Here is a 14,150-nt window from a genome sequence, read left to right as displayed (position 1 = left end):
TCCCGCAACAGTCCTTTCTTGAATTGGCTCTGTTTCCCGCCGGCCAAGATCCTTATCTTTGCGCCACCAAACAGCACTTGCCAAGCAAGAAGGTTTTAAAGATGTCCAACACTATGGGTATTGCCAGCGCTTTCGTTTTGTCTTCCTTGTTCCTCTCCCCGTTCGCCGTCGCTGAAGAGTCGCAGACCTTCGTCGCGCACAATGCTGCGCGCGCCGCAGCGTATGAAGAGCAACACAGCGAAATGACGGCCAAGGCTCAGGACGCTGCGCAAACCCCTCAAACATCGACCATTCAGGCCCAGCCACGGGTCGAGAAAGATAGCTGATCGCAAAATACCGCTCTGTTTCCCTCGACACTTTCCATCGGCTCTTCCCTTTGAAAAGTTGTCTTCAAAGCCGCTGCTATCAGCGGCTTTTTTTCGTTGCGGGTTAAACACCGTCCGGTTCGTCTTCACTAACAAGAAACATTTTGCACTTCAAGCCTGTGAAGTGCCTGGTTGACCCAAGGAGCTTTACCGCAAGTGCATTTTCCTCTCCGCTTCAGCCCGCTGTTCATTGCAATCGCTGCAACGATGCCCCCCGCCGCCGACGCCGCCGCCGACGAATCCAGCCATGAAGGTTTTGCGGAAGGTTCGAGCCTCAACCTCAATGCCCGTAACTACTACATGAACCGCAACCGTCTGCAGCAGGCGGACGACAACGTCGAATGGGGCCAGGGTTTCCTGGGCATCTTTGAATCGGGTTTCACCCAGGGCACCGTCGGATTCGGCGTTGATGCCCACGCCATGCTCGGGCTCAAGCTCGACGGTGGTGGTGGTACGGATGGCTCGAGCATCCTGCCGATCGGTGATGGCAATGGTAAAGCGCCGGGGTCGTTCTCGACGGCGGGCGGCACGCTGAAAATGCGCGCCTTTGATACCGAACTGAAAGCCGGCGACCTGTTCCTCGCCAATCCGGTAATTGCCGGCGGCGAGACTCGCATGCTGCCGCAGACCTTTCGTGGCGTCAGTGTGACCAACCACAGCTTCGACGGCTTCCTGATCGAAGGTGGCCAAGCGAGCTTCACCAAGCCGTACAACCTGAGCGGTCACACCCGCATCGGCACCTCCTATGGCAGCCTGGCAGACGGTGACGACAGTCAGCACCTGAACTGGGCCGGCGTGGCCTGGAGCGGTTTACCGGGTCTGACCAGCAGCCTGTACGCATCCGAACTCAAGGACATCTGGAACCAGTACTACTACGACCTGGATTACACCTACGCGCTGAACGACCTGGTCAGCCTCAACCCAGGCCTGCACTTCTATCACACGCAAGACACCGGCGATGCGTTGTTGGGCAACATCGACAACAACACCTACAGCCTGCATTTCACCGTCGGCGTGGGCAATCACAGCGTTACCGCGGCGTATCAGCGGGTCAACGGCAACACGCCGTTCGACTACATCAGCCAGGGCGATAGCGTCTTCCTCGACAACTCCCAGCAGTATTCGGACTTCAACGGCCCGAACGAGCGCTCGTGGAAACTCAAGTACGCCTACGACTATGCCAGCCTCGGCCTGTCCGGCCTGACCTCGGCGCTGTCCTACTCCCGGGGCGAACTGAACCTGACCAAAGCCGATCCAGACAGCCGCGGCTACGCCTCGTGGTACAGCGCCGACGGCAAAAATGCCACGCACTGGGAGCGTGACATCGATCTGAAGTACGTGGTTCAGGGCGGCAAGGCCAAGGATCTGTCGGTACGCTTGCAATGGGCCACCAACCGTGGCGGCAAAGGCTACGGCGCGCTGGATCAAGACACCGACGAATACCGGGTGATCGTCGACTACCCGCTGAATGTCTTCTAAGCTTCACTAAGCAAAAGGCCAGCATGTTTTGCTGGCCTTTTTTTTATCCGGCATTTATACAAGCCCTCTGGACGCGACCGGTTTCTGGGACTCTGCCCGATTTTTGTAAGAAAACTTTCATAACGCCTTATTTGCAGAAGTCAGAACCATGAGTGTGAGCAGTGTGAAATCTCAAGATCCGATCGGCTCGACACGATCGGAGCAACTTCTGATTCTCGGCAGTGTGATATTGGTGATTGCGATACTCAGCATCGTGACTTTCCTGTTGATCCGTGAGCGCGCGAGCGCCGAATTGTCCGCCGCTCGCGCCGCCAAAAACATCGTGCAATTGATCGACGCCGACGTGCTGCGCAATGTCGAACTCTATGATATTTCCCTGCTGGGTTTGATCGCGGCCTCCCAGCGAGAAGATCTCAAGAGCGTATCTCCAGCCATTCGCCATATGGCCTATTTCGACCGCGCCACTGCCGCGCCGTACAAGGGCAACATTTTGTTGCTCGACAATAAGGGCGACGTGATCGCCGACTCGGCTTCGGTGGAGCCCAGGCAAGGCAACTACGCCGATCGCGAATACTTTCAGTCTCACGTGAACAACCCGGACCCGGGCATGTTCATCAGCCCCCCCTTTAGAGGCAGGTCGCCCGAACAGGATTGGCGTATCAGTTTCAGTCGACGCCTGAGCGGCCCCCACGGTGAGTTTCTGGGGGTGGCCGAAGCCGCCATGCGCTTGAGTTACTTCGATCAGTTGTTCAACAGTTTGAGCATCGGCCGCGATAGCTCGGTCAATCTGATCAGCAAGAACGGGATTCTCCTGGCCCAGCAACCACGCCTGGCCGAAGAGCTTATCGGCAAGGATTTCAGTAATCGCCCCAATTTCCAACGCATCGTCAAAGAAGGCAACGGCAGCTTCACCAGCATGTCCGACCGATACCGTGACAAGCGTCTGTACACCTTTTCCAAGGTCGGAAATTTGCCGTTGATCGTCATCGTTGCGCTGTCCAGTGATGAAGTTTTTGCGGCCTGGAAGCGCACGGCAGTGGTGGTCAGCTCTGCAACCTTAGCCTTGTGCGCGAGCCTGCTGTGGCTGACGTGGTTGCTACGCCGCGAATTGCGCCGGCGTCACAACGCCGAACACGAACTGGCGCAACTGGCCGCCACCGATGCGTTGACGGGGCTGGCCAACCGCCGAACGCTGGATCAGACCCTGCGCCATGAGTGGTTTCGCGCCCAACGGTCGGGTAAACCGCTGTCGGTGCTGATGATCGATGCCGATCACTTCAAGGCGTTCAATGATCAACATGGCCATCAGGCCGGCGACGATGCGCTACGCGCACTGGCCAAGGTGATCGCCGAGAACGTAAGGCGACCGGCGGATCTGGTCGCCCGGTACGGAGGAGAGGAGTTTTCGGTGATCCTGGCCGAAACGGACAGCGCAGGGGCGCAGCAGATTGCCGAACACATCCGCGTTGCCGTGGAGCAGCTGCCGTTTGTGGCGGGCGTTGAATCGCCGGTTACTGTCAGTATCGGCATCAGCACCTGGACCTCGGCCTCGACCTCGACCACCGATGGCAGCCTTGAGCAGTTGCTGTTTGCGGCGGACAAGGCGCTGTATCAGGCGAAAGAAGGTGGACGGAATCGGGTGGTGGCTGCGCGGTGAGATTTTCGCTGTAGCTGCAGGCCCTATCGCCAGCAAGCCGGCTCCTACACGTCATTCGGCGATCCCCCCTGTAGGAGCCGGCTTGCTGGCGATGACGTCAGAACAAACACCGCATGACTTTCCGGCAGGCATAAAAAAAGGCCACCCGAAGGCAGCCTTTAAAAACTAGAGAGGTTTTTTACTTACACCGCCGCAACCGGACGCATGTAAGAGATCGGTGCAGTGCTGGCGTCTTCGAAAGTCACGACTTCCCAAGCATCTGTCTGCTCAATCAACTTGCGCAGCAGCTGGTTGTTCAATGCATGTCCGGACTTGAAGCCCTTGAACTCACCAATCAGGCTATTGCCCAGCAGGTAGAGGTCACCAATTGCATCGAGGATCTTGTGCTTCACGAATTCGTCTTCATAGCGAAGGCCGTCTTCGTTCAGTACACCATCCGCGTCGACCACAATAGCGTTTTCAACGCTGCCGCCGAGTGCGAGGTTGTGCTTGCGCAGGTACTCGATGTCACTCATGAAACCAAAGGTACGGGCGCGGCTGACTTCTTTTACGAACGAAGTGCTGGAAAAGTCCACGCTTGCACTTTGTGTGCGATTACGGAAAACCGGGTGATCGAAATCGATCTCGAAACTCACCTTGAAACCTTCGAAAGGGACGAAAGTGGCGCGCTTGTCGCCGTCTTCCACTGTCACTTCCCGCAGAATCCGGATGAACTTCTTCGGTGCGTCCTGTTCTTCCAGGCCGGCCGATTGAATCAGGAATACGAAAGGTCCAGCGCTACCATCCATGATCGGGACTTCGGACGCGGAGAGCTCGACGTAGGCGTTATCGATGCCCAGGCCAGCCATGGCCGAGAGCAAGTGCTCCACCGTATCCACTTTGGTGTCACCACTGACCAGCGTGGTCGACATCGTGGTTTCACCAACGTTTTCCGCGCGGGCAGGAATCTGCACCACAGGGTCGAGATCGGCACGACAAAACACAATGCCGGTGTCGATAGGTGCGGGCTTGAGGGTCAGGTATACCTTCTCCCCGGAGTGCAGGCCTACACCTGTGGCACGGATAATATTTTTCAGTGTGCGTTGTTTAATCATGGCTTGGGCCGCTTCAGCGCAAATTGCGAACTGGTATCAACAAAGGCTGGCGATGATAGCAGACCAGACCTTTGCTGAACACCAATCACCTTCATAGCCCTGATACATTCCATTAATCGGCCTGACGACGCAGGAAAGCCGGGATGTCCAGGTAGTCCAGATCATCTTGCGGATTCATCTTCGCGGCAGTTGCAGCACCGGCCTGGGCCTGGTTGCGCATGACGGTCGGACGGTCCAGATCACGGTAGTTAACCGCTGGTGCTTCCTGACGAGCGGGAGCCGATTGTTGCGGCTGCGACGCCATGGAGGTGTGAACGGTGTTGTCGATGACCTTCACAGGCTTCTCGATTTTCGCGCCCAGACCTGTGGCAACCACAGTCACGTGCAGCTCGTCGCGCATGTCCGGATCGATAACGGTACCGACCTTGACCATCGCGTGCTCGGAAGCGAAGGCTTCAATGATGCTACCCACGTCGGAGTACTCACCCAGAGACAGGTCAGGACCGGCGGTGATGTTCACCAGGATGCCGCGTGCACCTTGCAGGTTCACGTCTTCCAGCAACGGGTTGCGAATGGCCGCTTCGGTGGCCTCGCGTGCACGGTTCGGACCGCTGGCGCAGCCAGTGCCCATCATCGCCATGCCCATTTCGCTCATCACGGTACGTACGTCGGCAAAGTCGACGTTGATCATGCCCGGACGCTTGATGATGTCGGAGATACCGCGAACGGCACCGGCCAATACATCGTCAGCCTTGGCGAAAGCCGACAGCAGGCTGGCGTCTTTGCCGAGGATGGTCAGCAGCTTCTCGTTGGGAATGGTGATCAGCGAGTCGACGCTTTCGGACAGCAGACGAATACCTTCGTCGGCGATCTGCATGCGCTTGCGACCTTCGAACGGGAACGGACGGGTCACCACCGCAACGGTGAGGATCCCCATTTCCTTTGCCACTTCAGCAATGATCGGCGCAGCACCGGTACCGGTACCGCCACCCATACCGGTGGTGATGAACACCATGTTCGTGCCCTGCAGGACTTCGGCAATGCGCTCGCGATCTTCGAGAGCGGCCTGACGACCTACTTCAGGGTTGGCGCCAGCGCCGAGACCTTTGGTCACGCCGGTACCCAGTTGCAGGATGGTCCGCGCGCCAATGCTCTTCAGCGCCTGGGCATCAGTGTTGGCGCAGATGAATTCAACGCCTTCAATGTTGCTCTTGACCATGTGATTGACAGCGTTGCCGCCGCCTCCGCCAACACCGATAACTTTAATGACCGGGCTTGCGGGGATGTTGTCTACGAGTTCGAACATTTTCCCTCTCCTTTGATTCTCTAGTTTTTTCGCCTACTGCCTGTATCTACAACGGTGCTGCGGTAATTCTTAGAAGTTGCCTTGCACCCAACTCTTGATGCGATCGATCAAAGCGGCTTTCGGCTCTTCATTGCTGTAGCTGTCGCGGCTGCTGATACCCGAGAACGAAATCCCGTCGGACTGCTTTTGCAGGCCGTACATCAACAGGCCAACGCCGGTGGAATAAATCGGGTTGCGCACCACATCGTCCAGCCCCTTGACGCCATGGGGCACGCCCAGGCGGACCGGCATGTGGAAGATCTCTTCGGCCAGTTCGACCGCGCCTTCCATCTTCGAAGTACCACCGGTCAGCACGATGCCGGCCGGGATCAGGTCTTCGTAACCGCTGCGACGCAGCTCGGCCTGGATCAGCGTGAACAGCTCGTCGTAACGCGGCTCGACCACTTCGGCCAGGGCCTGGCGGGACAGCTCGCGCGGCGGACGGTCACCAACGCTTGGCACCTTGATGGTTTCACCGGCACCGGCCAGTTTGGCCAGGGCGCAGGCGTAGCGAATCTTGATTTCTTCGGCGTACTGGGTCGGGGTGCGCAACGCCATGGCGATGTCGTTGGTCACCTGATCGCCCGCAATCGGGATCACCGCGGTGTGACGGATCGCGCCTTCGGTGAAGATCGCGATGTCGGTGGTGCCGCCGCCGATGTCGACCAGGCACACGCCCAGCTCTTTCTCGTCGTCGGTCAATACCGAGTAGGCCGAGGCCAGTTGCTCGAGAATGATGTCGTCGATTTCCAGACCGCAGCGACGCACGCATTTTTCAATGTTCTGTGCGGCGTTGACGGCGCAGGTGACCACGTGGACCTTGGCTTCCAGACGTACGCCGGACATGCCCAGGGGTTCACGAACGCCTTCCTGGTTATCGATCACGTAATCCTGCGGCAGGGTGTGCAACACGCGCTGGTCAGCCGGGATCGCCACGGCCTGGGCCGCGTCAAGCACACGTTCGAGGTCGGCGGAGCTGACTTCGCGATCACGAATCGCCACGATGCCGTGGGAGTTCAGGCTGCGGATGTGATTGCCCGCCACGCCGACGAACGCCGAGTGGATCCGGCAACCGGCCATCAGCTGCGCTTCTTCGATGGCGCGCTGGATCGACTGCACGGTGGACTCGATGTTCACCACCACGCCTTTCTTCAGGCCGCGGGACGGATGAGTGCCGATCCCGACGATTTCCAGCGTGCCGTCGTCCGAAACCTCGCCTACCAGCGCCACCACCTTGGAGGTGCCGATATCGAGACCGACGATCATTTTGCCGCTTTGCACGTTTGCCATGGGTCCTGCCTCTTCTTAATTCTTCGCGACAGCGGGTTGGGCTGTCGTGGGCGCTACAGGTTCCCGCCAGCCAACAGCGAGGCCGTTGGCGTAGCGCAGATCGATGCGCGCAATGTTCGTAATCTGTTCTTTAAGCGTCTTGTCGTAGATGGCAATGAAACGGCGCATCTTTTCCACCAGGTTGCCGCGGCCCAGCAGCAGTTCGATCCCCGGGCCCGAGCTGCCGGCGCCGGTGGTCAGGAACCAGCTGCCCCGTTCACGCAACTCCAGGCGTGCAATCGAGAAGCCCAGCGGCCTGAGCATCTGGCTCAGCACCTGGTATTGCTGCATCACTTGCTGCTGAGCCCGTTGTGGGCCGAACAGCTGTGGCAAGTGTTCGTAGTTCGCCAGCTCACGCGGGGTGAACGCCTGACCCTGGTTGTTCAACAGCGACTCATCGCCCCAACGGGCCACCGGCAGTTGTTCTTCCAGGCGGATCACCACTTGATCCGGCCACACCCGACGCACTTCGGCGTGGGCAATCCATGGCATCTGTTCCAGCTCGGTGCGCATGCTCGCCAGGTCGACGGTGAAGAAGCTCGACGCCACGTACGGGGCGATCCGCTGCTGCACCGCTTGTTGGCTGATGTAACTCAGGTCGCCCTGCACCGCGACCTTGGTGATCGGCCGGTCGGCGTATGGCAACAAACGCTGCGCGCCTTCGTAAGTACCGAACCCCACCGCCACCAGCATCACCGGCCAGAACAAGGCTTTGAGAAAACCAAAATTGGCTTTCGGCAGGCGCGCGGACATCGGCTCTTTGGCCACCATTCGGCTGGCACCCCGCGGCACCGGCTTGCGGCCGGGGACGGGTGGGGGCTGATGTCTGAGCTGTGCGCCTTGCATGGTCTTAACCTCGCGCCTCGATGCTGGCTGCCAGAATCGCCAGAACCAGCTGCTGGAAATCCAGACCGGCAGCACGGGCCGCCATCGGCACCAGACTGTGATCGGTCATGCCCGGTGCGGTGTTGACTTCGAGGAACCAGAACTGCCCGTCGGCATCCTGCATCACGTCTGCCCTGCCCCAACCGGTGATACCCAGCGCCTCACAGGCTTTCGCCGTGAGGTCCATCAGTTCTTGTTCCTTGTTGCTGTCCAGGCCACACGGAATCCGGTACTGGGTATCGGAGGCCACGTACTTGGCGTCGTAGTCGTAGAAACTGTGCGTCGTGCCCAGGGCAATCGGTGGCAACACCTGGTCACGCAGGGTGGCGATGGTGAACTCCGGACCTTGAATCCATTGCTCGACCAACACTTGCGAATCGTAGGTACTGGCCGCTTTCCACGCGTCGATCAACTCCGGCGCGGACGTCACTTTGGCCATCCCGATACTTGAACCTTCATGGGCCGGTTTGACGATCAAAGGGAAGCCCAGTTCCGTCGCCGCCGAAATACAATCGGCCTCGGAACTCAATACCGCGTGGCGTGGCGTCGGAATACCGAGGCTGTGCCAGACCTGTTTGGTGCGCAGCTTGTCCATGGCCAGTGCCGAGGCCAGAATGCCGCTGCCGGTGTACGGAATGCCCAGGCATTCCAGCAGGCCTTGCATGCTGCCGTCTTCACCGCCACGACCGTGGAGAATGATGAAGGCGCGGTCGATTTTTCCGTTGAGCAAACGCTGCAACAGGTCATCGCCCACGTCGAGGCCGAACGCATCCACACCGGCACTTAGCAGCGCTTCGAGAACCGCGTTACCCGACTTCAGGGACACCTCACGCTCGGCACTCTTGCCGCCGAACAGCACGGCGACGCGGCCGAAATCTTTCGGCGCGATCGTGGAGACGAGGTTGGCGTAAGCAGCAGTCATTTCAACTTCCCCACGCTTGGCGCGGCAACCGCGCCAGCGAACAACGGACTCTTCAACAGTTTCGGTGCAAGACCGCCGATATCACCGGCGCCCTGACACAGCAGGATGTCGCCGGCACGCAGCAGCGGCTTGACCACCGGCGCGAGGTCGACACCACGCTCGATGTAGATCGGGTCGAGCTGGCCACGCTGACGGATGCTGTTGCACAGCTTGCGGCTGTCGGCGCCCGGAATCGGTTCTTCGCCCGCCGGGTACACTTCCATCAGCAACAGGACATTGGCGTCGGCCAGTACATTGACGAAATCGTCGTACAGGTCGCGGGTGCGGCTGTAACGGTGCGGCTGGTAAACCATCACCAGACGGCGCTCCGGCCAGCCACCGCGCACGGCCTTGATCACGGCGGCAACTTCGGTCGGGTGGTGACCGTAATCGTCGACCAGCATCACACTGCCGTCTTCGACCGGCAGTTCGCCATAGACCTGGAAGCGTCGGCCGACACCCTGGAACCCGGACAGGCCCTGGACGATGGCTTCGTCGCTGACGCCTTCGTCAGTGGCGATGCAAATGGTGGCCAGCGCGTTCAGCACGTTGTGGTTGCCCGGCATGTTCACCGAGACGTCCAGCGGCTCGCGGTCAGGACGCAGCACGGTGAAGAAGGTCTGCATGCCCTGCTGGCGCACATTGATCGCGCGCACATCGCAGTCGTCGCCGAAGCCGTAAGTAACGGCCGGACGTTTCACCTGAGGCAGAATTTCACGCACCACCGGGTCGTCCAGGCACACCACCGCCAGACCGTAGAACGGCAGGTTGTGCAGGAACTCGACGAAGGTTTTCTTCAGCTTGTTGAAGTCCCCGTCGTAGGTCGCCATGTGGTCGGCGTCGATGTTGGTGACCACGGCCACCAGCGGCTGCAGGTGCAGGAAACTGGCGTCGCTTTCATCGGCTTCGGCGATCAGGTAACGGCTGGTGCCGAGCTGGGCATTGGTACCCGCTGCATTCAGACGACCACCGATGACGAACGTCGGGTCGAGGCCACCGGCGGCGAACACCGAAGCGATCAGGCTGGTGGTGGTGGTTTTGCCGTGCGTACCGGCGACGGCGATGCCGTGGCGATAGCGCATCAGCTCGGCCAGCATCTCGGCACGCGGCACCACCGGGATACGGCGCTCCAGTGCGGTGGCGACTTCCGGGTTGGAGGTGTTCACGGCGCTCGACACCACCAGCACGTCGGCGGCAGCAGCGTTTTCGGCGCGGTGGCCGATGAAGATTTGAGCACCGAACGATTCAAGACGCTCGGTCACCGGCGAAGCTTTCAGGTCGGAACCGGACACTTCATAGCCCAGGTTCAGCAACACTTCAGCGATCCCGCACATACCCACACCGCCGATACCGACGAAGTGGATGCGGCGGATGCGGCGCATTTCCGGTTGTGGCATGGCTTTCTGATTCTCAACCATGGGCCACCTCCAGGCAGGTATCGACCACGTTACGGGTCGCATCGGGTTTGGCCAGGCGGCGTGCCGCAGTGGCCATGTCGGTGAGTCGTTGTGGTTGCATCAGGACCTCTGTCAGGCGTGCGGCTAGATCCGCTGCGCCAGTCGTTCTTTGCGGCATCAGGAAGGCAGCGCCTTCACGGGCCAAATAATCGGCGTTGCGGGTCTGGTGATCGTCGATCGCGTGGGGCAAAGGCACCAGCATCGAGGGCAGACCGGCGGCGGCCAGTTCACTGATGGTCAGCGCACCTGCGCGACATACCACCAGGTCAGCCCAGCCATAGGCGTGGGCCATGTCTTTGATGAAAGGCTGCACTTGCGCCTCGACGCCAGCCGCGCGATAGCGCTCTGCAGTCACTTCATCGTGGTTTTTGCCGGCCTGATGGAACACTTCCGGGCGCAGGTCGGGGGCGACGTGCGACAGGGCTTCAGGCAGCAACTTGTTCAACGGTTCTGCGCCCAGGCTTCCGCCCAGGATCAGCAAACGCGCCTTGCGACCCGCCAGGGCTGGTCGCGGTGTATCGAGGAACAGCTCGGTGCGCACCGGATTACCGGTGGTCCGTCGGCTGTCCGACAGGGTAAAGGTGTCGGGGAACGCTTCACAGACTCGGGCGGCCAACGGCACCAGCAACCGATTGGCGGTACCGGCCACGGCGTTCTGTTCGTGAACGATCACCGGCACGCCGGCCAGTTTCGCTGCAACGCCGCCGGGACCGGTCACATAACCACCGAAGCCGACCACGCACACCGGCTGCAGCTGGCGAATGATCGCCCGCGCCTGCCAGACGGATTTGAGCAACATCAGCGGCGCCTTGAGCAGGGACAATTTGCCCTTGCCGCGCAGACCGCTGGCATTGATCCGATGCAGCTCGATACCGGCCAGTGGCACCAGATCGTTCTCGATGCCACGCGGCGTCCCGAGCCAATGCACGGTGTAACCGCGCGCCTGAAATTCGCGAGCGCAGGCCAGCGCCGGGAACACGTGGCCACCGGTGCCGCCCGCCATGATCAAAACGTTAGCGCCCATGGGTCGACTCCTCGGCGAAGTCACTCTCATGAAACTCCATCTCTTCGCTGCCCAGGTGGGTTCGACTCTCCCACTCAATGCGCAGCAACAAGCCGAGACAGGCACAGCAGATCACCAACGAACTGCCGCCATAACTGAGGAACGGCAAGGTCAGGCCCTTGGTCGGGAGCAGGCCGACATTCACCCCGATGTTGATCAGGAACTGACCAATCCACAGGAACGACAGGCCATACGCGATGTAAGCGGCAAAGAACTGTTTGGCCTTCTCGGCCCAATAACCGATGTACATGCCGCGAATACAGACGAAGACGAGCAGCGCGACCGTGCACAAGGAACCCACGGCGCCCAGTTCTTCGGCCAGGACCGAAAACACGAAGTCGGTGTGGGCTTCCGGCAGGTAGAACTGTTTCTGCACACTGTTGCCCAGGCCAACGCCCAGCCATTCGCCGCGACCAAACGCGATCAACGCCTGCGACAATTGATAACCGGCACCGAACTGGTCAGCCCACGGATCGGCAAAGTTGGTCAGGCGCGCCATTCGATACGGCTGCACTTGAATCAACAACACCACCGCCGCGACCGCCAGAACCACCATCAAGGAAAAACGGAACAGCCCGACCCCGCCGAGGAACAGCATCGCCGCCGCCGCGCCCATCATTACGACGGTGGCACCGAAGTCCGGCTCCATCAGCAACAGGCCCGCCATCGGCAGCAGCACGATGAACGGCTTGAAGAAGCCCATCCAGCTTTCCCGCACTTCTTTCTGGCGACGCACCAGATAACCGGCGAGGTAGATCACCACGAACACCTTGGCGATCTCGGAAGGCTGAACGTTGAAGAAACTGAAACCGATCCAGCGCATCGAACCGTTCACTTCACGGCCGATCCCCGGAATGATCACCATCACCAGCAAACCGAACGCACCAATCAGCATCAGCCAGCCCAGGCGTTGCCAGGTGGCGATCGGAATCATCATGGTGACGATGCAGGCACCCAGGCCCAGCACCACGTAGATCAAATGGCGAATCATGTAGTACAGGGCACTGCCCGACTGCACGGCCCCCACTTCGGTCGAGGCAGACGCAATCATCACCAGCCCGAGGCCGAGCAATGCCAGGCAACCGGCGAGCATCGGGAAATCGAGGTCGATACCGCGCCCGGTAATCAGCGGCGAAGGATACGGCTTGATGATGTTGAGCAGGCTCATGCCAGATCCTCCACGGCGCGGACGAACTGGTGACCACGGTCTTCGTAATTCTTGAACATGTCGAAACTGGCGCAGGCCGGCGACAACAGCACCACGTCGCCCGGTTGCGCAACGGCGCGGCATTGTTCCACCGCTTCGACCAGCGAACCGACGCGGATCAGCGGCACGGCGTCGCCAATGGCCTCGCCGATCTTGTCGGAGTCGCGGCCCATCAGGATCACGGCGCGGCAGTTGGCCGCCACCGGATCACGCAGATCATTGAACTCGGCACCCTTGCCGTCGCCACCGGCGATCAGCACGACCTTGCCGTCGATGTCCGCGCCCAGGCCTTCGATGGCAGCCAGTGCGGCGCCAACGTTGGTGGCTTTGGAATCGTTGTAATAGCCCACGCCATCGAGGTCACGAACCCACTGGCAGCGATGCTCGAGCCCGGCGAACGTGCGCAGGCTCGACAGCATGGCGTCGAACGGCAGGCCGACCGCGTGGCCCAGGGCCAATGCCGCCAGGGCGTTGGACTGGTTGTGGGCACCGCGAATTTTCAACTCGCGCACTGGCATCAGGTTCTGGAATTCGAAGGCCAGGTATTTCTCGCCGTCCTCTTCCCGGATACCAAACGCTTTGAAATCGGGTTTGCTCAAACCGAAGGTCCAGCAAGGCTGGCCTTCACCCATCAACGGACGACTCAGGGCATCCTGACGGTTGACCACGAACTGCTTGGCGCCACGGAAGATCCGGTGCTTGGCCAGGTGATAGGCCGGCAGACCGCTATAGCGGTCCATGTGGTCTTCACTGACGTTGAGCACGGTCGCCACTTCGGCGTTGAGCTGGTCGGTGGTTTCGAGCTGAAAGCTCGACAGTTCCATCACGTACAGCTCGACGTCGTCGCGAAGCAGATCCAGCGCCGGAGTGCCAAGGTTGCCGCCGACGGCGACGCGCTTCCCCGCCGCAGCCGCCATCTCGCCCACCAGGGTGGTCACGGTGCTCTTCGCGTTGGAACCGCTGATGGCGACAATCGGCGCCCTCGCGTTACGCGCGAAGAGCTCGATGTCGCCGGACAATTTCACGCCACGGGCAGCAGCGGCCTGCAAGGCCGGGGTCGCCAGCGCCAGGCCGGGGCTCACGTAGAGCTCGTCGGCACGGCACAGGAATTCGACGTCCAGCTCGCCACAACGCACTTCCACGTGCGGATAGTCACGCTTGAGCGTGGCCAGTTCCGGTGGATTTTCCCGCGTATCGGCCACGGCAAACGACGTGCCCCGGTTCGCCAGGAAGCGAACCAGGGACATGCCGCTCTTGCCGAGGCCGACAACGATGCGGAAGTGGTCAGAAGCGATCAGAGACACGAAT

Annotated in this window: 12 protein-coding genes; 3 read left to right on the top strand and 9 right to left on the bottom strand. The window is 60.4% G+C overall.

The features are described from left to right. The first annotated feature begins 101 nt into the window (after positions 1-101). From FBY04_RS20550 to FBY04_RS20540, 3 genes are all read left to right on the top strand, one after another. On the top strand, positions 102-326 hold the full coding sequence (locus FBY04_RS20550) for a hypothetical protein (protein WP_084320503.1): 225 nt from the start codon (positions 102-104) through the stop codon (positions 324-326). 246 nt (positions 327-572) lie between these two features. Then, on the top strand, positions 573-1,844 hold the full coding sequence (locus tag FBY04_RS20545) for an OprD family porin (RefSeq protein WP_371927836.1): 1,272 nt from the start codon (positions 573-575) through the stop codon (positions 1,842-1,844). A 148-nt stretch (positions 1,845-1,992) separates the two neighbouring features. Beyond that, positions 1,993-3,501 (top strand): sensor domain-containing diguanylate cyclase, encoded by a 1,509-nt coding sequence (locus FBY04_RS20540; protein ID WP_145316586.1) that lies wholly within the window; start codon positions 1,993-1,995, stop codon positions 3,499-3,501. A 182-nt stretch (positions 3,502-3,683) separates the two neighbouring features. Here the strand turns inward: FBY04_RS20540 and lpxC are convergent, their stop codons facing one another. From lpxC to murD, 9 genes are all read right to left on the bottom strand, one after another. Then, positions 3,684-4,595, bottom strand: a complete 912-nt coding sequence (lpxC, locus tag FBY04_RS20535) for a UDP-3-O-acyl-N-acetylglucosamine deacetylase (RefSeq protein ID WP_017340679.1) — start codon at positions 4,593-4,595, stop codon at positions 3,684-3,686. 112 nt (positions 4,596-4,707) lie between these two features. Next, positions 4,708-5,901: a cell division protein FtsZ gene (gene ftsZ, locus FBY04_RS20530; RefSeq protein WP_017340680.1), complete on the bottom strand. Its 1,194-nt coding sequence runs from the start codon at positions 5,899-5,901 to the stop codon at positions 4,708-4,710. Between the two features lie 69 nt (positions 5,902-5,970). Beyond that, the gene (gene ftsA / locus FBY04_RS20525) at positions 5,971-7,230 is read right to left on the bottom strand and encodes a cell division protein FtsA (protein WP_017340681.1); all 1,260 of its coding nucleotides are present in this window, start codon (positions 7,228-7,230) and stop codon (positions 5,971-5,973) included. 15 nt (positions 7,231-7,245) lie between these two features. Then, positions 7,246-8,115: a cell division protein FtsQ/DivIB gene (locus FBY04_RS20520; RefSeq protein WP_145316584.1), complete on the bottom strand. Its 870-nt coding sequence runs from the start codon at positions 8,113-8,115 to the stop codon at positions 7,246-7,248. Positions 8,116-8,119: 4 nt separating this feature from the next. Further along, a complete protein-coding gene (locus FBY04_RS20515; RefSeq protein WP_145316582.1) occupies positions 8,120-9,076 on the bottom strand; it encodes a D-alanine--D-alanine ligase in 957 nt (318 codons plus the stop codon). Next, a complete protein-coding gene (murC, locus tag FBY04_RS20510) occupies positions 9,073-10,533 on the bottom strand; it encodes a UDP-N-acetylmuramate--L-alanine ligase (protein WP_084320479.1) in 1,461 nt (486 codons plus the stop codon). Before murC ends, FBY04_RS20515 begins: the two co-directional genes overlap by 4 nt. Beyond that, positions 10,526-11,596, bottom strand: a complete 1,071-nt coding sequence (murG, locus tag FBY04_RS20505) for an undecaprenyldiphospho-muramoylpentapeptide beta-N-acetylglucosaminyltransferase (protein ID WP_084320478.1) — start codon at positions 11,594-11,596, stop codon at positions 10,526-10,528. Before murG ends, murC begins: the two co-directional genes overlap by 8 nt. Beyond that, positions 11,586-12,803 (bottom strand): putative lipid II flippase FtsW, encoded by a 1,218-nt coding sequence (gene ftsW, locus FBY04_RS20500; protein ID WP_145316580.1) that lies wholly within the window; start codon positions 12,801-12,803, stop codon positions 11,586-11,588. The genes murG and ftsW overlap by 11 nt, the downstream gene beginning before the upstream one ends. Continuing rightward, positions 12,800-14,146, bottom strand: a complete 1,347-nt coding sequence (murD, locus tag FBY04_RS20495; RefSeq protein ID WP_145316577.1) for a UDP-N-acetylmuramoyl-L-alanine--D-glutamate ligase — start codon at positions 14,144-14,146, stop codon at positions 12,800-12,802. Before murD ends, ftsW begins: the two co-directional genes overlap by 4 nt. Between the last annotated feature and the right edge of the window lie 4 nt (positions 14,147-14,150).

It is taken from the genome of Pseudomonas sp. SJZ080 (genome assembly GCF_007828295.1).
Taxonomy (GTDB): Bacteria; Pseudomonadota; Gammaproteobacteria; order Pseudomonadales; family Pseudomonadaceae; genus Aquipseudomonas; species Aquipseudomonas migulae_A.
The sequence above is the reverse complement of the archived record's forward strand: the minus strand, read 5'-3'. Positions and strand labels throughout refer to the sequence as shown.